Genomic DNA, 21181 nt, shown 5'->3' with positions numbered 1-21181 from the left:
ACCATGCCAAGAACGCTCTACGACAAGATCTGGGACGAACACGTCGTCCACACGGAAGAAGACGGTACGTCCGTTCTCTACATCGACCGGCATCTGGTGCACGAAGTCACCAGCCCGCAGGCCTACGAAGGCTTGCGGCAGGCCGGGCGCAAGGTCTGGCGCGTGAGCTCGGTGGTGGCAACGGCCGACCACAATACCCCCACCACAGGCTGGGAACTGGGCTACGGCGGCATCACCGATCCGATCAGCAAGGAACAGATCACCACGCTGGACAGCAACATCGCCGAGTTTGGCGCAGCGGCGTTCTTCCCGTTCATGTCCCAGCGCCAGGGCATCGTGCATGTGATCGGTCCGGAGAACGGCGCGACCCTGCCCGGCATGACCGTTGTCTGTGGCGACAGCCACACCTCGACCCACGGCGCCTTCGGCGCACTCGCACACGGCATTGGCACCAGCGAAGTCGAGCATGTGCTGGCCACACAGACCCTGCTGGCCAAGAAGGCAAAGAACATGCTGGTGCGCGTGGACGGCCAACTGGCCCGGGGCTGTACGGCCAAGGACATCGTTCTCGCCATCATCGGCAAGATCGGCACGGCCGGCGGTACGGGCTACACCATCGAATTCGGTGGTTCGGCCATCCGCGCCCTGAGCATGGAGGGCCGCATGACGGTCTGCAACATGGCCATCGAAGCCGGTGCACGCGCGGGCCTGGTGGCGGTGGACGACAAGACGATTGAGTACGTCAAGGGCCGCCCGCTCTCGCCCAAGGGCCTGGAGTGGGATCAGGCCGTGGCCTACTGGAAATCGCTGCGTTCCGATGCCGACGCCACGTTCGACGCTGTCGTCGAACTCGACGCATCGCAGATCGTGCCGCAGGTCACCTGGGGCACCTCCCCCGAAATGGTGCTGGGTATCGACGGTTCGGTGCCCGATCCGGACCGCGAGAAGGACGCCAGCAAGCGCGGCGCCATCGAGCGCGCCCTTACATACATGGATCTGCCCCCTGGCAAGCCGATCAACGACATCTTCGTCGACAAGGTATTCATCGGCTCCTGCACCAACAGCCGTATCGAGGACATGCGTGAGGCTGCTGCCGTCGTCAAGAAACTCGGGCAAAAGGTCGCAAAGAACGTCAAGCTCGCGATGGTGGTGCCGGGCTCGGGCCTGGTGAAGGCACAAGCCGAGCGCGAGGGCCTGCACGAAATTTTCAAGGCCGCTGGTTTCGAATGGCGCGAACCGGGCTGCTCCATGTGCCTGGCCATGAACGCCGACCGGCTCGAACCGGGCGAGCGCTGCGCATCGACCAGCAACCGCAACTTTGAAGGCCGCCAGGGAGCGGGTGGACGCACGCACCTCGTCTCCCCCGCCATGGCCGCCGCCGCCGCCGTGCACGGCCACTTCGTGGACGTTCGCACCATCGCCTGACCCACCCACAGGAGACCGACATGAAAACCATCGCATGGATCGCAACGGCACTCGCACTCTCGCTGTCGCTGGCGGGCTGCAACACCTGGAGCGGTGTCAAGCAGGACGCCAAGGAAGTGGGGCAGGCCGCAGGCAAGGGAATCGAGAAGGCCGGCGAAAAAGTCCAGGACATCGCCAAGTAACGCGAGCACAACCTCATGCAGAAATTCACCCTTCACAAGGGCCTGGTGGCCCCGATGGACCGCGAGAACGTCGACACGGACGCGATCATTCCCAAGCAGTTCCTGAAGTCGATCCGCAAGACCGGCTTTGGCGACAACCTGTTCGATGAATGGCGCTATCTCGACAAGGGCGAGCCGGGTCAGGATCCCACCAGCCGCAAGCCCAACCCGGACTTCGTGCTCAACCAACCGCGCTATGCAGGCGCATCGGTGCTGCTGGCGCGCAAGAACTTCGGTTGCGGCTCCAGCCGCGAGCACGCGCCCTGGGCCATCGGCCAGTACGGTTTCCGCGCCCTGATCGCGCCGAGCTACGCTGACATCTTTTTCAACAACTGCTTCAAGAATGGCCTGCTGCCAATCCAGTTGCCCGAAGCCCAGGTTGCGCAATTGTTCGATGAGGTGGCGGCTTTCCCCGGCTACGAACTGACCATCGACCTGGAACGCCAGGTCGTGATCAAGCCACAAGGGGAAGAAATCCCCTTTGAAGTGCAGGCGTTCCGCAAGTTCTGCCTGCTCAACGGCCTGGACGACATCGGTCTGACCCTGCGCTACAAGGACAAGATTGCCGCCTTCGAGGCCGAGCGTCTGGCCACCAAACCCTGGCTGGCCCACACCATGACCGCCTGAGCACGACCGCCTGTTCTGCCTCGACGAGGCCAACCGCCCCGGCCACGCGCCGGGGTTTCAATTCCACATCACATGAAAATCGCAGTTCTTCCCGGTGATGGCATCGGCACCGAAATCGTGGCCGAAGCCGTCCGTGTCCTTCAGGCGCTGGAGTTGCCCATCGAAATGGAATCGGCCCTGGTCGGTGGCGCGGCCTACGAGGCGCACGGCCATCCGCTGCCCGAGTCCACACTCAAGCTGGCGATGGACGCCGACGCCGTGCTGTTTGGCGCGGTGGGTGACTGGAAGTACGACACACTGGACCGTCCGTTGCGCCCTGAGCAGGCCATCCTTGGTCTGCGCAAGCACATGGGCCTGTTCGCCAACTTCCGCCCGGCCATTTGCTATCCCGAACTGGTGGGCGCCTCCAGCCTCAAGCCTGAGTTGATCGCGGGGCTGGACATTCTGATCATTCGCGAACTCACGGGCGACATCTACTTTGGCCAGCCACGCGGCCGGCGCACCGCCACCGACGGCCACTTCCCCGGCGCGGAAGAGGCGTTTGACACCATGCGCTACAGCAAACCCGAGATCGAGCGCATTGCCCACGTTGCGTTTCAGGCAGCTCGCAAGCGCGGCAAGAAAGTCACAAGTGTGGACAAGGCCAACGTGCTCGAAACCTTCCAGTTCTGGAAGGACGTGGTGACCGAGGTGCACGCCCAGTACCCCGACGTGGAGCTGGAGCACATGTACGTGGACAACGCGGCCATGCAACTCGTCAAGGCGCCCAAGAAATTCGACGTGGTGGTCACCGGCAACATGTTCGGCGACATCCTGTCCGACGAGGCCTCGATGCTCACCGGATCCATCGGCATGCTGCCCTCGGCATCGCTGAACACGAAGAACCAGGGCCTGTACGAACCCAGCCACGGCAGCGCACCGGACATCGCGGGCAAGAATCTGGCCAATCCTCTGGCTACAATACTGTCCGCTGCCATGATGCTCAGATTCACGTTCAACCAGACCGAAGCCGCCGACCGCATTGAACATGCGGTCAGCAACGTGCTCGCGTCCGGCCTGCGCACGACCGACATCTGGTCGGAAGGCACGACCAAGGTCAGCACCCGGGGCATGGGTGACGCCGTCGTGGCCGCCATCACCAAAACCATTACCAAGGGCTGATACAGCTCCGGTTCGTCACGCCCCTCCCCGGCACGACGAGCCGGGGCATACAGGTTTTTCAACTTCAAAGGGCGTTGACATGACACAACTCGTAGGACTCGTAGGCTGGCGCGGCATGGTCGGATCCGTGCTGATGGACCGCATGGTGGCTGAGAGCGATTTCGACCTGATCGAACCGCTGTTCTTTTCCACCTCCAACGCGGGCGGCAAGGCGCCAGCCATGGCGAAGAACGAAACCCGCCTGCAGGACGCACACGATATCGCGGCCCTGCAGCGCTGCGACATCGTGATCACCGCCCAGGGCGGCGATTACACCAGTGAGGTCTACCCCAAGCTGCGTGCCGCTGGCTGGAAAGGCCACTGGATCGACGCCGCGTCCACGCTGCGCATGGACAAGAACGCGGTCATCGTCCTCGACCCGGTCAACCTTCCGGTGATCCAGAATGCGTTGACGCGGGGCGGCAAGGACTGGATCGGTGGCAACTGCACAGTAAGCTGCATGCTCATGGGCGTGGGCGCGCTGTACAAGGCGGGTCTGGTGGAGTGGATGAGCACGCAGACGTACCAGGCGGCCTCTGGCGGGGGCGCTCAGCACATGCGCGAACTGCTCACCCAGTACGGCACGCTCAACGCTGAGGTCAGGGCCCTGCTCGACGATCCCAAGAGCGCCATCCTGGAAATCGACCGCAAGGTGATCGCCAAGCAGCGAGCACTGACAGGGGCCGAAACCGCCAATTTCGGTGTGCCGTTGGGGGGGTCCTTGATTCCCTGGATCGACAAGGATCTGGGCAACGGCGTGTCCAAGGAAGAGTGGAAGGGCATGGCCGAGACCAACAAGATTCTCGGCATGGGCGAGGGATTCGAGACGCCAGCCGTTCCGGTGGACGGGTTCTGCGTTCGTGTGGGTGCGATGCGCTGCCACAGCCAGGCCCTGACCTTCAAGCTCAGGAAGGACGTACCCCTGGCGGACATCGAAGCCCTGATCGCAGCCGACAACGCCTGGGTCAAAGTGGTTCCGAACACGCGCGAAGCGACGGTCCAGGACCTGACCCCGGTGGCCGTGACGGGCACGATGACCATCCCCGTGGGCCGAATCCGCAAACTGGCCATGGGACCGGAATACCTGGGAGCCTTCACCATTGGCGATCAGTTGCTCTGGGGCGCGGCCGAACCGCTGCGGCGCATGCTGCGCATTTTGCTTGAGGCCTGATTCGCACGGGGATTGGCGAACCGAGGTAACAAATGAAGGTGTTCACGTTGCGCCTCTGCAACGCGAACACCTGTGACGCGGACGACGGATGGTCGGCTGAGAAACTCAAGCGGATTCTCAGCTTGTCACTGTAATCCGTTGATGTTAAGGTCAATTCTCGGTTTTTTACGTCGAGGTCAAAGTGCCATCCAACTCCCGCCACACCCCTTCCCACAAGCCCCGACAACTGCAACAAAGTGCTGGTTTCAAAGGGCTCGCGCGGTTGCATGCGGTCGCTGCGGCGGCGCTGCTGTGTGCGGGCCTGGTCCAGCACAACGATGCACGGGCTCTGGCCCTCGGGCGCGTTGTCGTTCAATCGGCACTCGGAGAACCCCTGCGGGCCGAAATCGATGTGCCGGAGATCACCGCCGACGAAGCGGCCTCGCTTCGAGTGGGCCTCGCCTCTGGCGACACCTTTCGTGCCGCCGGCGCTGAAATCAACGCCGCGCTGACTACCCTGCAGGTATCGCTGCAGCGCCGAGCGGACGGCCGTGCCTACCTGCGGTTGACAGGCTCACGCCCTGTGACCGAACCCTTCGTCGACCTGATCGTGGAGGCCAACTGGTCATCCGGCCGGATCGTGCGCGATTACACCCTGCTGTTTGATCCGCCGAATCTGCGGCCCGCGACGCCGCCCGCACCCGTGGCCCCTGGCATTTCCGCGCCCGTGCCTTCCACCGCGCAGGCGCCGCGCCCGATCCCTGCGCCCGTGACTCCACAGATCCAGTCACCCCGACCGGCTCCCGCGCCTGCACCCGTGGCGCAGCAAACACCTCCTACACCCGCGCCAGCCCCCAGCAGCGAGGGCGGTGGACAGGTTCGCGTGCAGCGCGGCGACACTGCCGGCGGGATCGCCGCGGCCAACAAGCCCGCCAATGTGTCGCTGGACCAGATGCTCGTGGCCATGCTGCAGCAGAACCCCAATGCCTTTATCGCGGGCAACGTCAACCGCATGAAGGCTGGCGTCGTGATGGACCTCCCGACCGCTGCACAGGCAGGCGCCATCCCCGCAGCCGAGGCCCGCCAGACCATCACGGCGCAAAGCCGTGACTTCAATGAGTTCCGTCGCCGCCTGGCAGGCAGCGCGCCTGATGCCGGTGTGCCAGCCGCCGACCGCCAGGCGGCCGGACAAGTCCAGACCGAGGTAAGGGACGCCAGCCCTGCCGCACCGACTGCCGACAAGCTGACCTTGTCCAAGGAGCCTGTGCCTGGCCAGGCCGCTGGCGAAGACAAGATCGCGCAAGAACGTCAGGCCAAGGAAGCCTCCACGCGCGTGGCCGAGCTTTCCCGCAACATCGAGGAGTTGTCCAAGCTCGGTGCGGCGGGTACCGCGCCTGCCGCCACACCGGCAACTCCGGCACCGCCCGCGGCCGCACCCACACAAGCTGAATCGCCTGCCCCAACGGTGACGGTCCCCACCGCTCCAGCGCCAGCGGAAGCCGCGTCACCCGCTGCTGCCCCCGCTGCGGAGCCAGCCCCGGCCCCTGAACCTGCGGCGGCTACCCCCTCCACCACGCCGGCACCCGTCAAGCCGCCGTTGCCGGTGCCCACGCCGTTGCCGGACGAGCCCTCGTTCATCGACCAGCTGCGCGACAACCCGCTGGTCCTGCCACTGGCCGGTGGCCTGCTCGCCCTGCTGGCGGGCTTCGGCATCTACCGCATGCGTCAACGCAAGCAAGGTTCGAGCGTGGACAGCTCGTTCCTGGAGAGCCGCCTGCAGCCGGACTCTTTCTTCGGCTCCAGTGGCGGGCAGCGCATCGACACGGCCGAGTCCGTGGCATCGGGCTCCTCCATGGTCTATTCGCCCAGCCAACTGGACGCCGCAGGAGACGTGGACCCAGTGGCAGAAGCCGATGTGTATCTGGCCTATGGCCGCGATCTTCAGGCCGAGGAAATCCTCAAAGAAGCCATGCGCAGCACGCCCACGCGCGTGGCCATCCACAACAAGTTGCTCGAGATATACGCCAAGCGCCGAGACGCCCGGGCGTTCGAAGTGGTGGCCACCGAGGCCTATGGCCTCACCCGGGGTGAAGGCCCCGAATGGGAGCATGCCTGTGAACTGGGCAAGGAACTCGATCCGTCCAACCCGCTGTACCAGCCGGGTGGCAGTCCGGCGGTCAAAGTGGCTGCGGCGGTGGGCGCCGAAGGTGGCGTCATGAACACGATGCCGTTCGGCAGCAGCACCCTGGCCGAACCCGGCAAGTCGTCTGGCACGCCCTCGGGCATGGGTGACCTGGACCTGGATCTGGACTTCTCGCTCGACGAACCTTCGGCACCGGCCCCCATTGAGAAGCCTGGCGAAGCTGCCCTCTCCGGCATGGACGATCTCAGTGCCACCGAAGAACTGACCCATCAGGCAGAGGCTGCCAAGGAGGGCCCTCCTTCATCCATGTCCATGGACTTCGATCTGGACTTCCCGTCCGGTCCCGCACCACTGTCGACCGCCGACCCGATCAGTGCCGAGCCCGAACCCGTCGCCATGTCGCCTGTGGCGTCTACCGTCGACGAGGAGGCCATCATTGATCTGGGCACGGCGGGCCATACCGACGAGGAGCCTCAAAGTCAGCCGGTGGCGGCTCCCGAGATGATGTCGTTCGATCTCAACAACCTCAACCTTGACCTCGGCACGCCACCGACACAGGAAGAGGTCACCTCGGCGGGTCGCCTGACCGAAGAGAACCCGCTCGAAACCAAGCTGTCCCTGGCCGAGGAATTCCGCGCCATTGGCGATTTCGAGGGCGCGCGTTCGCTGGCCGAGGAGGTGCTGGCCGAAGCCTCCGGATCGCTCAAGACCAAAGCCGGCACCTTCCTCGCCGATCTGGCCTGACACTTCCGCGCCGGTTTCATCTTTGCCTCTCCCGTCTCCGGCGCCCGATTCCGCGAAAACCCGCATCGCGCTGGGCGTGAGCTACAACGGTCGCGCCTACGACGGTTGGCAAAGCCAACCGGGCGGGCGCACGGTGCAGGACCGGCTTGAACAAGCCCTTGCCCGTTTCTCGGCTGGAGATCCTGTGAGGACGCTGTGCGCCGGTCGTACCGACGCAGGTGTGCACGGTCTGATGCAGGTGGTGCACTTCGACACTCCGCTGGACCGAGCAGAGAACGCCTGGGTGCGCGGCACCAACAGCTTTCTCCCGGACGACATTGCGGTGCAATGGGCACGCAAGGTACCGGGCAGCTTCCATGCCCGCGCCAGCGCGCGCTCACGCCGATACGCCTACGTCCTGCTGGAGTCACCCGTGCGCCCCAGCGTGGAGGCCGGCCAGGTGGGCTGGGTCTTCCGCCCGCTGCGCTTGGAGCCCATGTTGTATGCCGCGCAGGCGCTGGTGGGCGAACACGACTTCACGTCCTTCCGTGCGGCGCAATGCCAGTCCCATTCTCCCGTCAAGCGCCTGCTGCGGGTGGACATAGCGCGGCGTGGTAGCTACTGGCGGTTCGAGTTCGAGGCCACGGCATTCCTGCATCACATGATTCGCAACATCATGGGCTGCCTGATTGCGATTGGCACCGGCAACCGCCCACCCACCTGGATGACCGAGGTCTTGCAGGCACGCAGTCGCGACGCGGCGGCACCGACCTTTTCCCCCGATGGCCTGTATTTCCTCGGGCCGGTCTACGATGCGGCCCTGGGTCTGCCACAGCGCACGCCCGCCTTTGACTGGTTACCATGAACACCCACCGCACCCGCATCAAGATCTGCGGCCTCACGCGCGAGGCCGACGTGGATGCCGCCGTGCGCGCCGGTGCCGACTCGGTAGGCTTCGTGATGTACGAGCAGAGCCCGCGCCGCGTGAGCGCTGAGCGGGCGGGCGAACTGGCCCGCCGCCTTCCTCCCTTCGTGACACCGGTGCTGCTGTTCGTCAACGCCAGTCCGGAGCACATCACGCGCGGCTGCGCGGCCGTGCCGCAAGCGCTGCTGCAGTTCCATGGCGACGAAACGCCGGCAGACTGCCGGGCCGCAGGCCGCCCCTACCTGCGGGCCGCGCGCATTCCCACCGGACCAACGGGGGCGGGCTTCGATCTTCTAAAATACGCCTCGGAACACGCGGCTGCCCAGGCCATCCTGCTCGACGCCCTGGTCGAAGGGTATGGCGGAGGTGGTCAATCCTTTGACTGGACTGCATTCCCTTGGTCACATCCACTTCTAAACGCAAGCTCTCGCCTCGTTTTGTCTGGTGGACTCACGCCTGCAAACGTGACCGATGGCATCTCTCGCGTGCGGCCGTGGGCCGTTGACGTGAGCTCCGGGGTCGAAGCCGCCAAAGGCATCAAGGACCCCGACAAGATGCTCGCCTTCGTGGCCGCCGTGCGCGCGGCCGACGCACAGATTTCCCGCCTGCCCTGACCCTCCCTGACCGGGAGCCGGGCAAGTGGTCCTTTCAAGGCTCCCCATGCAAACCTACCAGCAACCCGACACCCGAGGCCATTTCGGCATCTACGGCGGCAGCTTCGTGAGCGAAACACTCACCCACGCCATCAACGAACTCAAGGCGGCGTACGCGAAGTACCAGCACGATCCGGAGTTCCTCGCGGAATTCGAGAGCGAGCTCGCTCACTTCGTGGGCCGGCCAAGCCCGGTCTACCACGCCGCCCGCATGAGCCGTGAGGCCGGTGGCGCGCAAATCTTCCTCAAGCGCGAAGACCTCAACCACACCGGTGCGCACAAGGTGAACAACACCATCGGCCAGGCCATGCTGGCAAGGCGCATGGGCAAGCCGCGCGTGATCGCCGAAACCGGCGCCGGCCAGCACGGCGTGGCCACCGCCACCATCTGCGCGCGCTACGGGCTGGAGTGCGTGGTCTACATGGGCAGCGAGGACGTCAAGCGCCAGAGCCCCAACGTCTACCGCATGAAGCTGCTCGGCGCCACCGTGGTGCCAGTGGAAAGCGGCAGCAAGACGCTCAAGGACGCGCTCAACGAGGCCATGCGCGACTGGGTAGCCAACGTGGACAACACCTTCTACATCATCGGCACCGTGGCCGGCCCGCACCCATACCCAATGATGGTGCGCGACTTCCAGAGCGTCATCGGCAAGGAGTGCCTGGTGCAGATGCCGCAGATGCTCAAAGCCGCGGGCTGCCGAGGCAAGCAGCCCGACGCGGTGATCGCGTGCGTGGGCGGTGGCAGCAACGCCATGGGCATCTTCCACCCCTACATCGGTCACGAGAAAACGCGCCTGATCGGTGTGGAGGCCGCGGGCGAAGGCCTGGACAGCGGCAAGCATTCGGCCTCGCTGCAGAAGGGCAGCCCGGGCGTTTTGCACGGCAACCGCACTTATGTGCTCCAGGATGACAACGGCCAGGTGACCGAGACGCACAGCATCAGCGCTGGCCTGGACTATCCCGGCGTCGGCCCGGAGCACGCCTTCCTCAAGGACATCGGCCGCGCCGAATACGTGGGCATCACGGACACCGAGGCGCTCGAAGCCTTTCACCACCTTTGCCGCACCGAGGGCATCATCCCTGCACTGGAATCCAGCCACGCGGTGGCGTACGCGATGAAACTGGCCAAGACCATGAAACCCGATCAGTCCATACTGGTCAACCTCTCGGGCCGGGGTGACAAGGACATCGGCACCGTCGCTGATCTGTCGGGAGCCGACTTCTACGACAGGCCGTCCATGCGCGGACACACGGTCAAGGGAGGGGTCACGAAATGAGCCGCATTGAAAATGCCCTCGCGCAGCTCACGGCCCAGAACCGCAAAGCCCTGATTCCCTACGTCACGGCCGGCTATCCGTTCGCCGACATCACGCCCGAACTGATGCACGGCATGGCCGAGGCCGGTGCCGACATCATCGAGCTGGGCGTGCCCTTCTCCGATCCCTCGGCCGACGGCCCCGTGATCCAGAAAGCCGGCGATCGTGCCCTGGCCTTGGGCATTGGACTGGTGCAGGTGCTGGGCATGGTGCGCACGTTTCGTGAGCGCAACACCACCACGCCCGTGGTGCTCATGGGTTACGCCAATCCCATCGAACGGTACGACCAGAAACATGGCACTGGCGCCTTCGTGCGCGACGCGAGCGCTGCGGGCGTCGATGGCGTGCTCGTGGTTGACTACCCGCCCGAGGAATGCGAAGACTTCGCAGCCTCGTTGCGTGCGCACGGCATGGACCTGATCTTCCTGCTGGCCCCGACCTCCACCGATGAGCGCATGGCCCAGGTGGCGCGTGTGGCCAGTGGCTACGTGTACTACGTCTCGCTCAAGGGAGTCACAGGTGCGGGCACGCTCGATGTCGGCCAGGTCCAGACGATGTTGCCGCGCATCCGAGCGCACGTCAGCATCCCTGTCGGCGTGGGTTTTGGCATCCGCGACGCAGAGACCGCGCGCGCCATCGGCCAGACCGCCGATGCGGTCGTGATTGGCAGCAAGATCATCCAGTTGCTGGAAAACGAACCGCACGAAAAAGTGGTGGCTGTTGCCATCCACTTCCTTCGCACCATCCGGAAAGCGCTCGACGCATAATTCGCCCATTGCGCCCTGCCGGCGCCACCGCACGGAGAAGCACCATGTCCTGGCTTGAAAAACTGCTGCCACCGAAGATCACGCCAACCGATCCCACCGAACGCCGCAGCGTGCCCGAGGGCCTGTGGATCAAGTGCCCGAGCTGCGAAGCCGTTCTCTACAAGAACGACCTGGAAAAGAACCAGAACGTCTGCCCGCACTGCAGCCACCACCACCGCATCGGTGCGCGCGCGCGTCTCAACGCCTTTCTGGACGCCGAAGGCCGCTACGAGATTGCCCAGGAAGTGCTGCCGGTCGACGCGCTCAAGTTCAAGGACAGCCGCAAATACCCCGAGCGCCTGAAGGATGCGCTGGAAACCACCGGCGAGACCGACGCGCTGGTCGTCATGGGCGGCGCGGTGCACGGTATCAACCTGGTGGTGGCCTGCTTCGAGTTCGACTTCATGGGGGGCTCGATGGGTTCGGTGGTGGGCGAGCGTTTCGTGCGCGGCGTCGAGGAAGCCATTGCCCAGAAGGTTCCCTTCGTGTGCTTTACCGCCACCGGTGGCGCACGCATGCAGGAAGGCCTGCTATCCCTCATGCAGATGGCCAAGACCAACGCGGCGCTGACCCGGCTCGCGAAAAAAGGCCTGCCCTACGTCAGCGTGCTCACCGACCCGACCATGGGCGGCGTAAGTGCGGGTTTCGCCTTCCTGGGCGACGTGGTGATTGCCGAGCCCAGGGCATTGATCGGCTTTGCGGGGCCGCGCGTGATCGAAAACACCGTGCGGGTGAAACTGCCCGACGGTTTCCAGCGCGCCGAGTTCCTGCAGACCAAAGGCGCAGTCGACTTCATCTGCGACCGGCGCGAACTGCGTTCCTCCATTGCCAACACCCTGGCGATGCTGCAGCGCCAGAGCGCCGACGCGGTGGTCGACGATTGACTTCCCCGCGCCCGGCAGAGGCGCTCACGCTGTCGCAACTGCCCCTGTTTCCGCTGCAGACCGTGCTGTTCCCGGGGGGCTGGTTGCCGCTGCGCATCTTCGAGGTGCGCTACCTCGACATGATCGGCCGTTGCCACAAGGCAGGGGCTCCCTTTGGTGTTGTGTGTCTGAGCGAGGGCAGCGAGGTGCGGCGTATCGATCCCGCCGCTCCACCCACCGGGGATGGGTTTGCCCGGGAGGTGTTTCACCCCGTGGGAACGCTGGCACACATCGAGAGCCTGGATAGACCACAGCCGGGCCTGATGATGATCCGCTGCCGCGGCCTTCAGCGCTTTCACGTGATCCGCCGCAGTCAGTTGCCGCATGGCCTCTGGGTGGCTGACGTGCAACTGGACGAACCGGAAACCCTGGTGCCGATACCTGAGCACCTCATCCCCACCCGCGACGCATTGCAGCGACTGCTGCAGAACCTGCAAGAGCGCGATCCAGGCAGCCTGGATCAACTTCCCCTGCAAGCGCCCTATCAGTGGGACGACAGCGGATGGGTCGCCAACCGATGGGCCGAACTGTTGCCCGCGCCAGCCGAACTCAAGCAACGGCTGATGACCCTCGACAGCCCCGTGCTGCGACTCGAACTCGTCTCGGATCTGCTGGACAAACTCGGACTGGGGGGCGGCTGACATCCTCCGCCCGCTTGCGCGGGAACGCGTGTCAACCCGGCAGCAGCGACAGCGCCTGCATGTAACGTTCGCTGACCATGAGCGCCTCCCATTCCGGGGATGCCGCCCTCGGCAGCAGTGCCAGGCGGCGCTCCTCGCTCAAGGCGCCCGGTTGCCAGCGCCCTTTCAGTGCAGCCTGCGAGAGCTCATCTATCGCCTCGTCGATTGGCGCACCGCCGTCCACCACCGACTGGTTGCAGAGCAGAACCATGTCAGCGCCCGCGGCGAGCGCGGCCAGCGCGGCTTCGGTGAAACTCACTTCGCGGCCACCGATCTGACGTGCAGCGGCCATGCTCAGGTCGTCGCTGAAGATGGCGCCCCTGAAACCCAGACGGTGCCGCAGGATGTCCTGCAGCCAGCGCGACGAAAAACCCGCGGGCAGCGAGTCGACCCTGGGGTAAATCACGTGTGCCGGCATCACGGCTTCGAGGGTGGCCGAGAGCCAGCCATAAGGGGCTGCGTCCTCGGCCAGGATGGCCCTGAGGCTGCGCCGGTCCACAGGAATCGCGTGGTGCGAGTCGGCCTTGACGAAACCATGACCAGGGAAGTGTTTGCCGCAATGCGCCATGCCGCTTTGCCGCAGGCCGTGCATCAGGTTCTGCGCCAGCACCGTGACCGTGCGGGGGTCGCGGTGGAAAGCGCGGTCGCCGATCACGGAGCTTTCACCATGGTCGAGATCGAGCACCGGCGCAAAACTCATGTCCACGCCGCAGGCACGCAACTCGGCACCCAGCACATAGCCCGTGGCCACGGCCGCGTTGGCCGCCTCCAGCGCGGCAGCGCCTTCGGGCTCGCCGGCCTTCGCGGCGCGCATCCACATGGCGCCCAGCGCGGCCATGGGCGGCAGGTGGGTAAAGCCATCGGTGCGGAAGCGCTGCACGCGCCCTCCCTCGTGGTCCACCGAGATCAGCAGATCGTGCCGCACCGCCTTGATCTGGCGGCAGAGCGCGACGAGTTGTGTGCGGTCTTTCCAGTTGCGGCCAAACAGGATCACACCGCCTACCAGCGGATGGGCCAGGCGCTGGCGATCCACGGTGGTCAGGCTGTGTCCGGCCACGTCGATGACGAGAGGTGCGTGTGCGTGCATGGGGTGTCAGTCTTGCTCCACCACCACGAAGCTGGCGGCATAGTCGGTTTCGTCGGTCACGGTCACATGGGCGCGAAGGCCCTGCGTCTCGAACCAGGTCTTGAGGTCGCCATGGAGCACGATGACGGGCTGGCCACTCGGCAGATTGCTGATTTCGCAGTTGCGCCAGGTCATGGGCAGGCGCATGCCCATGCCGACGGCTTTGGAAAACGCTTCCTTGGCAGAGAAACGGGTGGCAAGGTAGCGCAGCCCCCGCTGGGGCCAGCGCGCGCCGCGTCGCTGCCAGACGGCGAACTCGGCATCGCTCAGCACCTTGCGGGCAAAGCGCTCGCCCTGGCGCCGCAGCACAGCTTCGATGCGCCGGATGTCGCAGATATCGGTACCGATGCCGTAGATCATCGGGCCTCGTCGATGCAGCGCTGGTACGCGGCGACCGTCTCGGCGTAGCCGAGCTCGAGCGCATCGGCGATCAAGGCGTGGCCAATGGACACCTCGCTCAGCCCCGGCACCGCACGCACGAACGCGGTGAGATTCTCCAGGTTGAGATCGTGTCCCGCATTCACACCCAGGCCGGCATCCAGCGCGGCCTGGGCGGCCGCACGAAAGCGTTCCAGTTGCGCGCCGCGCTGCGTCGTGTGCCAGGCGGCCGCGTAGGGCTCGGTATAGAGCTCCACGCGGTCTGCCCCGACCTCTCTGGCGCCAGCCATCTGTTCAGAATCGGCGTCCATGAACAGGCTCACACGCGCGCCGAGTGCGTGCGCCTCGTCGACCAGAGGACGCAGGCGATCAGCATCGGCTGGAAAGTTCCAGCCATGATCGCTCGTGAACTGCCCCTCGCTGTCGGGCACGAAAGTGACCTGGTGGGGACGCACCGCGCGCACGAAGCCCATGAGGTTGTGAAACGGATTGCCCTCAATGTTGAACTCTCGCCCCGGCCAGGCCTTGAGCAACTCGGCCAGATCGTGCACATCGTGCGCCCGGATGTGACGTTCATCCGGCCGCGGGTGCACGGTGATGCCATGCGCGCCCGCCTGCAGGCACAGGGTGGCCGCGCGTGTGACGGACGGAATGCCGAGATGGCGCGTATTGCGCACCAGAGCGACCTTGTTCAGGTTCACCGACAGCGCGGTCTTCATGGACAGGGTAGGGGATGCCGCGGTCATGGCGCGCTCAAGGTGGTGAGGGAATCAGAAAGGACATCAAGGTTGGGGCCCAGTGCGGCTTGCGGCCGGGTCATGGCCTGCACATCGAGCATCAACTGACGCGTCTTGAACACGCGCACGCCGCAATGGTAGTGCAGCAGGTTGCGCAATGGCTGCCTCAGGGCTTGCAGGCAGGCGGCGCAAGCGCGCAAGGTGGGAACAAACGGCGCCGGGTCGTCCATGGCTTCCTGCAAACCGAGCCACTGCTCGCCAGTGAGCGACCATTCGTCCTCAACCTGGGCGGGAATCAGCCCGCTCTCGGGTACCAGCACGTAGCGACGCCATGGCTCTATCTCGGCCAGCGAGCTGCTCTCCTTTGCCAGATCGGGCAGCAGACCGACATCGCGCAGCAACAGCAGCTCGAACGCTCGCAGCACCAACTGCTGCACATCACTCTTCTCGGCCAGCAACTGCACGGCCGTGGTGAAGTGATCGAACAGGCACTCATGCGGGTCATCGCGCGCCAGCAGGCGCATCAGCAACTCGTTGAGGTAACTGCCCGACAACAGCGCCTCGCCGGTGGGCATGACGTGGCCACCCTGCCAGTGCGCGGCCTTGAGCGTGCGCACCTCGGCATCGCCGGTCCACGACACGTTCAGTGGCTGCAAGGGCAAGAGCACAGGACGGAACTGGGATGTCGGTCGCTTCACACCCTTGGCCACCAGCGCTATCCGGCCATGGTGGCGGGTGAAGACTTCAAGCACGAGGCTGGACTCGCTCCAGTCGTAGCGGTGCAGAACGAATGCGGGCTCTTCGGAAAAGCGTTTCAGGGCCATGGCGTGCGGCCGTGCGCGTCTATTCGTAGCCGAACGAGCGCACCCGCGCATCGTCGTCGGCCCAGCCCGAGCGCACCTTGACCCACAGCTCCAGGAAAACCTTGCAGTCCCAGAGCTTTTCCAGCTCCTGCCGGGCCTCGGTGCCAATGCGCTTGAGCTTTTCGCCTTTCTCGCCGATGACCATGCCCTTGTGCCCTTCGCGTTCGACGACGATGGTGGCGGCGATGCGCTTGAGGGCGCCCTCCTCCTCGAACTTATCGATGATCACGGTGGAGGTGTACGGCAGTTCATCGCCGGTCAGGCGGAACAGCTTCTCGCGCACCATCTCTGCAGCCATGAATCGCTCGCTGCGGTCTGTCAGGTCATCTGGATCGTGCATCCAGGGTTGCCGGGGGAGGTACTTTTCGCAGATGCCGAACAGGCGTTCGATATCCTTCGGCGTTTTGGCCGACATGGGCACGAACTCGGCAAAGGCATGGCGCTCTTGCATGGAGCGCAACCAGGGCGCCAGGTCACCCCGGCGGTGAACCAAGTCGAACTTGTTGGCCACCAGCATGGTAGGCACATTGGCGGGCAGCAGCGAAAGCACCTTGGCATCGGCCAGGTTGAAATGGCCTGCCTCCACCACGAACAGAATCAGATCCACATCGTTCACGGCGCCGAGCACGGTCTTGTTCAGCGCGCGGTTGAGCGCGTTGCCATGGCGTGTCTGGAATCCCGGTGTGTCGACGAAGATGAACTGGGTGTCTCCCAGCGTGCGCATACCAGTGATGCGGTGGCGCGTGGTCTGGGCCTTGCGAGAGGTGATGCTGACCTTCTGCCCCACCAGCGCGTTGAGCAGGGTGGACTTGCCCACATTGGGCTTGCCGACAATGGCGACATACCCGCAACGCTGAGCGGCAGGGTCGACCGGGGCCGACACGGCAGGCTCCCCACCGGTGGACACATCGTCCACCGTGATCGGGCTCGCGGGATCCTTGCCCAGAACCCGGGCCAGCATGGCATCCAGATCGGGATTGGCGGGTGCTGGAGCAGGGGAAGCAGGCATGATGGTGTTCAGCGAGGCCGAATGGGTTGAACCGGAGTCTGGTTGTCCGGGGATGTCGTCGCAATAGTAGGGGTCGCTTGCGACGCAAGGTGTTGCAGCATGGCGGCGGCGGCGGCTTGTTCTCCCGCCCGGCGCGATGCGCCGATGCCACGCTCGGTGCGGCCGGTCTCGGAGACAGTGCATTCCACGTCGAAAGTCTGCTTGTGCGCCTCGCCCAGCGTGGCCACCACACGGTACACAGGCAGCTTCATTTTGCGCGCCTGCAGCCACTCCTGCAATTCGGTCTTCGGGTCTTTCCCCATGGCACTCATCTGAGCACTGAGCTCGACGCCGCTGTAGAGCCGCCGCACCAGCGCGGCGGCGGCCTCAAAACCGGCGTCAAGATAAACAGCGCCGATCACCGCCTCCAGCGCATCGGCCAGGATGGAGGGTCGCTTGTGTCCTCCGGATCGCTTCTCACCATCACCCAGGCGCAGTCCCGCTGACAAGCCCAAGTCGGAGGCGATCTGGAACAAGGTGTCCTGCTTGACGAGGTTCGCCCGCACCCGGGAGAGATCGCCCTCGGGCAACTGACTGAGCTTCTCGAACAGCAGACCGGAAACGGCCAGATTCAGAACGGAGTCCCCCAGGAACTCCAGCCGCTCATTGTGGTCGGCGGAAAAGCTGCGGTGCGTCAGTGCGCGCTCCAGCAGGCGCGGATTGGCAAACGGGTGTTCAAGGCGCTTTTGCAGCGCCAGCAGATGGGAACTCAAAGGGACCAGCGCCCGCGGGGACGCTGCCGGCCCGCCATGTTGATCACTTCGATCGGCCTTCGTACTTCATCACAAGGTGAGCAGGCCCCACGAGGTGGATCTCACGCACGTAGGCAAACGACACCACGACGCGGTCGCCTTCCTTGCCCACGGCCAGGTCCTTGCCCGAGATGGTCCTGATGTCGTCGATGGCCGCAGCCTTGTCGAAGATGCTGCGCACCTCGGCCACGGTGGAACCTGCCGAGGCCTTGTCGACCGCCTTCTGCACCGCGATGTATTCGATGTACGTGGGTGCGACCTGCGCCAGGATCACGCCCGAGTAGGCGAGCAGGATGCCCACAATGAGCAGGCCGAAGAAGGTCAGACCCTGTTGTTGCCGTTTCAGTTGCATAGTCACCATCCTCCTGAAGCTTGCGTGTTCACTCGAACCGGCCGATGCGGCCGAGATCGCCAAAGTTCATCCAGACGAAAAAGGCCTTGCCCACGATATTGGCCTCCGGGACGAATCCCCAGTAGCGCGAGTCGAGGGAGTTGTCGCGATTGTCACCCATCATGAAGTAATGACCCGCCGGCACCTTGCAAGTGACGCCCTCGACCGAGTAACGGCATTGGTCAAGGAACGGGAAGTCCGTCGTGCGGTTGATGAAGGCGGCCCTGTCGTCGTCGTTGAGGGTGTTGTAGCTGCGTGCGCCCAGCGTTTCGCGGAACTGGCGGGCATACCGCATCGTCTCGTCGTCGAAGAATTCGGGCTGCGCTGTCCGGGGGACCGGCACGCCATTGACCGTGAGCTGCTTGTTGAGGTAGGCCACCTCGTCGCCCGGAACCCCGATCACCCGCTTGATGTAGTCCAGGCTGGGTTGCGGCGGGTAGCGGAACACCATCACATCCCCGCGCTGGGGCTCGTGGTTGTCCCACAGCTTGGTGTTGAACACCGGCAAGCGCACGCCGTAGTGGAATTTGTTCACCAGAATCAAGTCGCCCACGCGCAGGGTCGGGATCATGGAGCCCGAGGGAATCTTGAACGGCTCGTACAGAAAGGAGCGCAGCACGAACACCGCCAGGATCACTGGGAACAGACCCGCGGTCCAGTCCAGCCACCAAGGCTGCGCGAGCAGCTTCTCACGCGCCGTGTCCACGTCGCCCTCAATATGGGTGAAGCCCTGCTTGAGCAAGGCCTCTTTGCGTTTGGCATGCTCGGCCATCAATTGTTGGGCCGCGCTGCGGCGCCTTGGCAGGAACACCAGCTTTTCGGCCATCCAGTACACCCCGGTGACCGCGGTGGCCAGCATCAGCAACACGGCAAAGTTGCCTTCGACAACACCGGTGTACCAGGCGCCCGCGTAGGCGGCAAACGCCGCCAGGATCACGGCAGTGATCGTGCCCATGACCGCCTGCATCAGTCCTGCACCTGCAAAATGGCGAGGAAAGCCTCCTGGGGCACTTCGACCGAGCCGATCTGTTTCATGCGCTTCTTGCCTGCTTTCTGTTTTTCGAGGAGTTTGCGTTTGCGCGTGATGTCGCCACCGTAGCATTTTGCCAGCACGTTCTTGCGCAGCGCCTTGATGGTTTCTCGGGCAATCACGTTCCCACCAATGGCCGCCTGAATCGCCACGTCGAACATCTGCCGGCTGATGATCTCACGCATCTTGGCCGCCACCGCGCGCCCCCGGTACTGCGCCTGCGTGCGGTGCACGATGATGGACAGCGCGTCGACCTTCTCACCGTTGAGCAGGATGTCCACCTTCACCACATCGGAGGCCCGGTACTCCTTGAACTCGTAGTCCATCGAGGCATAGCCACGGCTGACGGATTTGAGCTTGTCGAAGAAGTCCAGCACGATTTCGCCCAGCGGCATGTCATAGGTCAGCATGACCTGCTTGCCGTGGTAGGCCATGTTGAGCTGCAGTCCGCGTTTCTGGTTGGCCAGCGTCATGACCGCGCCCACGTACTCCTGCGGCATATACAGGTGCACGGTCACGATGGGCTCCCGGATTTCCTCGATGCGCCCCTGGTCGGGCATCTTGGAGGGGTTCTCCACCATGATGAGCTCGCCATCGGGCTTGACCACCTGATAGACGACGCTCGGGGCCGTGGTGATCAAGTCTTGGTCAAACTCCCGCTCAAGGCGCTCCTGCACGATCTCCATGTGCAGCAGGCCCAGAAAACCGCAGCGAAAACCGAAGCCCAGCGCCTGCGACACCTCCGGCTCGTAGTGCAGGGAAGCATCATTGAGCTTGAGTTTTTCCAGCGCATCGCGCAGCGCGTCGTACTGGTTGGCCTCGGTCGGATAAAGACCGGCGAACACCTGCGGCTGCACTTCCTTGAAGCCTGGCAGGGCCTCGGTCGCAGGACCGGCATTGTTCGGCAGCTTTTTCTCCAGCGTGATGGTGTCGCCCACTTTGGCAGCCTGCAGCTCCTTGATGCCGGCAATGATGTAGCCCACCTCCCCCGCTTCGAGCAACTCTCTTGACTCGTTGGAAGGCGTGAAGACACCCAGGTTGTCGGCGTTGTAGGTCGTGTTGGTGGCCATCATCTTGAAACGCTCGCCCTTGAGCAAGCGTCCATCCACCACACGCACCAGCATGACCACGCCCACATACGCGTCGTACCAGCTGTCCACGATCATCGCGCGCAGCGGCGCATCCGGCTTGCCCCGAGGCGGGGGAATGCGTGCCACCACGGCCTCAAGGATGTCCTCGACCCCCATGCCCGTCTTGGCCGAGCAGGCGATCGCATCGGTCGCGTCAATGCCGATCACATCCTCGATCTCACGCCTGGCGTTGTCGGGATCCGCATTGGGCAGATCCATCTTGTTGAGCACCGGCACCACTTCCACACCCAGGTCCAGGGCGGTATAGCAATTGGCCACGGTCTGGGCCTCGACACCCTGACTCGCGTCGACCACCAGCAGCGCACCTTCGCATGCCGACAGGGAACGCGAGACCTCGTAGGAGAAGTCGACATGCCCCGGTGTGTCAATCAGGTTGAGGTTGTAGACCTGTCCGTCGCGTGCCTTGTACTTGAGCGCGGCGGTCTGGGCCTTGATGGTGATGCCCCGCTCCTTTTCGATGTCCATGGAGTCGAGCACCTGCTCGCTCATTTCGCGCTCAGACAGCCCGCCGCACAGGGAGATGATGCGATCGGCGAGCGTGGACTTGCCATGGTCGATGTGCGCGATGATCGAAAAATTGCGGATGTGATTCATCGGGAAAACAGAAACTCGGACACGAGAAAACCGCGCGAACACAGGGAACGGGCGGCCATAAAAAAGGGCGCGTCAGCTGCTGACGCGCCCGTAACCAACAATCAATGGCAACTGCGATAGTTGGGGTTTCATTGTAGGCAAAAAGCCCCGGATGCACACCACCGAACCAGCGCCGTCGCCTTGTTGCAGCGCAGCAACGCTCAACTTACTCACAGCCTATCCACAACACATTCAAGGTACCCATCGGACAACTGTGGATGACCGGGACAGCAAGCGGTGGTACTCCCACATCGTGGTTTGGGCAAACACATCGGCACAGG

At 64.3% G+C, this 21181-nt stretch carries 21 protein-coding genes; 12 read left to right on the top strand and 9 right to left on the bottom strand.

The genetic code is table 11. From position 1 onward, the window contains the following. Positions 1-3: 3 nt before the first annotated feature. The 12 genes from leuC (at position 4) to AB7P10_RS06020 (ending at position 12752) form a co-directional block, all read left to right on the top strand. The gene (leuC, locus tag AB7P10_RS06075) at positions 4-1425 is read left to right on the top strand and encodes a 3-isopropylmalate dehydratase large subunit (RefSeq protein ID WP_428292939.1); all 1422 of its coding nucleotides are present in this window, start codon (positions 4-6) and stop codon (positions 1423-1425) included. A 20-nt stretch (positions 1426-1445) separates the two neighbouring features. Next, positions 1446-1607: an entericidin EcnAB gene (locus tag AB7P10_RS06070; RefSeq protein WP_297647574.1), complete on the top strand. Its 162-nt coding sequence runs from the start codon at positions 1446-1448 to the stop codon at positions 1605-1607. A 15-nt stretch (positions 1608-1622) separates the two neighbouring features. Further along, complete coding sequence (gene leuD / locus AB7P10_RS06065; RefSeq protein WP_428292938.1) at positions 1623-2273, top strand: 3-isopropylmalate dehydratase small subunit; 651 nt, start codon at positions 1623-1625, stop codon at positions 2271-2273. A 72-nt stretch (positions 2274-2345) separates the two neighbouring features. Beyond that, positions 2346-3434, top strand: coding sequence for a 3-isopropylmalate dehydrogenase (gene leuB, locus AB7P10_RS06060; protein WP_428292937.1), 1089 nt, complete (start codon positions 2346-2348; stop codon positions 3432-3434). A 79-nt stretch (positions 3435-3513) separates the two neighbouring features. Next, positions 3514-4644, top strand: a complete 1131-nt coding sequence (gene asd, locus AB7P10_RS06055) for an aspartate-semialdehyde dehydrogenase (RefSeq protein ID WP_428292936.1) — start codon at positions 3514-3516, stop codon at positions 4642-4644. A 262-nt stretch (positions 4645-4906) separates the two neighbouring features. Further along, positions 4907-7510, top strand: a complete 2604-nt coding sequence (locus AB7P10_RS06050) for a FimV/HubP family polar landmark protein (protein ID WP_428292935.1) — start codon at positions 4907-4909, stop codon at positions 7508-7510. A 22-nt stretch (positions 7511-7532) separates the two neighbouring features. Beyond that, positions 7533-8354: a tRNA pseudouridine(38-40) synthase TruA gene (gene truA, locus AB7P10_RS06045; RefSeq protein WP_428292934.1), complete on the top strand. Its 822-nt coding sequence runs from the start codon at positions 7533-7535 to the stop codon at positions 8352-8354. Then, positions 8351-9028: a phosphoribosylanthranilate isomerase gene (locus AB7P10_RS06040; RefSeq protein WP_428292933.1), complete on the top strand. Its 678-nt coding sequence runs from the start codon at positions 8351-8353 to the stop codon at positions 9026-9028. Before truA ends, AB7P10_RS06040 begins: the two co-directional genes overlap by 4 nt. Before the next feature lie 46 nt (positions 9029-9074). Then, entirely contained in the window at positions 9075-10343 is a 1269-nt protein-coding gene (trpB, locus tag AB7P10_RS06035) for a tryptophan synthase subunit beta (RefSeq protein ID WP_428292932.1), read from the top strand. Continuing rightward, positions 10340-11149 (top strand): tryptophan synthase subunit alpha, encoded by an 810-nt coding sequence (trpA, locus tag AB7P10_RS06030; protein ID WP_428292931.1) that lies wholly within the window; start codon positions 10340-10342, stop codon positions 11147-11149. The genes trpB and trpA overlap by 4 nt, the downstream gene beginning before the upstream one ends. A gap of 44 nt (positions 11150-11193) precedes the next feature. Beyond that, positions 11194-12072 (top strand): acetyl-CoA carboxylase, carboxyltransferase subunit beta, encoded by an 879-nt coding sequence (gene accD, locus AB7P10_RS06025; RefSeq protein WP_428292930.1) that lies wholly within the window; start codon positions 11194-11196, stop codon positions 12070-12072. After that, the gene (locus AB7P10_RS06020) at positions 12069-12752 is read left to right on the top strand and encodes an LON peptidase substrate-binding domain-containing protein (RefSeq protein ID WP_428292929.1); all 684 of its coding nucleotides are present in this window, start codon (positions 12069-12071) and stop codon (positions 12750-12752) included. The genes accD and AB7P10_RS06020 overlap by 4 nt, the downstream gene beginning before the upstream one ends. Before the next feature lie 31 nt (positions 12753-12783). Here the strand turns inward: AB7P10_RS06020 and nagZ are convergent, their stop codons facing one another. From nagZ to lepA, 9 genes are read right to left on the bottom strand one after another with little or no spacing between them, the layout of a single operon-like run. Further along, on the bottom strand, positions 12784-13878 hold the full coding sequence (gene nagZ, locus AB7P10_RS06015) for a beta-N-acetylhexosaminidase (RefSeq protein ID WP_428292928.1): 1095 nt from the start codon (positions 13876-13878) through the stop codon (positions 12784-12786). A gap of 6 nt (positions 13879-13884) precedes the next feature. Next, entirely contained in the window at positions 13885-14277 is a 393-nt protein-coding gene (gene acpS, locus AB7P10_RS06010; RefSeq protein ID WP_428292927.1) for a holo-ACP synthase, read from the bottom strand. Then, positions 14274-15041, bottom strand: a complete 768-nt coding sequence (locus AB7P10_RS06005; RefSeq protein WP_428292926.1) for a pyridoxine 5'-phosphate synthase — start codon at positions 15039-15041, stop codon at positions 14274-14276. The genes acpS and AB7P10_RS06005 overlap by 4 nt, the downstream gene beginning before the upstream one ends. Further along, positions 15038-15856 carry a DNA repair protein RecO gene (gene recO, locus AB7P10_RS06000; RefSeq protein WP_428292925.1) on the bottom strand — a complete coding sequence of 273 codons (819 nt, stop codon included), beginning with the start codon at positions 15854-15856 and terminating at the stop codon, positions 15038-15040. The genes AB7P10_RS06005 and recO overlap by 4 nt, the downstream gene beginning before the upstream one ends. Positions 15857-15875: 19 nt before the next feature. After that, positions 15876-16904, bottom strand: coding sequence for a GTPase Era (era, locus tag AB7P10_RS05995; RefSeq protein WP_428292924.1), 1029 nt, complete (start codon positions 16902-16904; stop codon positions 15876-15878). A gap of 8 nt (positions 16905-16912) precedes the next feature. Beyond that, positions 16913-17656 carry a ribonuclease III gene (gene rnc / locus AB7P10_RS05990; protein ID WP_428292923.1) on the bottom strand — a complete coding sequence of 248 codons (744 nt, stop codon included), beginning with the start codon at positions 17654-17656 and terminating at the stop codon, positions 16913-16915. Between the two features lie 43 nt (positions 17657-17699). Beyond that, positions 17700-18047 carry a DUF4845 domain-containing protein gene (locus AB7P10_RS05985; RefSeq protein WP_428292922.1) on the bottom strand — a complete coding sequence of 116 codons (348 nt, stop codon included), beginning with the start codon at positions 18045-18047 and terminating at the stop codon, positions 17700-17702. 28 nt (positions 18048-18075) lie between these two features. Continuing rightward, positions 18076-19053, bottom strand: coding sequence for a signal peptidase I (gene lepB, locus AB7P10_RS05980; protein WP_428292921.1), 978 nt, complete (start codon positions 19051-19053; stop codon positions 18076-18078). Then, complete coding sequence (gene lepA, locus AB7P10_RS05975) at positions 19053-20861, bottom strand: translation elongation factor 4 (protein ID WP_428292920.1); 1809 nt, start codon at positions 20859-20861, stop codon at positions 19053-19055. The genes lepB and lepA overlap by 1 nt, the downstream gene beginning before the upstream one ends. Positions 20862-21181 lie beyond the last annotated feature (320 nt).

This window comes from Hydrogenophaga sp., assembly GCF_050182545.1.
GTDB lineage: Bacteria > Pseudomonadota > Gammaproteobacteria > Burkholderiales > Burkholderiaceae_C > Hydrogenophaga.
This window is presented reverse-complemented; position numbering and strand designations above follow the sequence as displayed.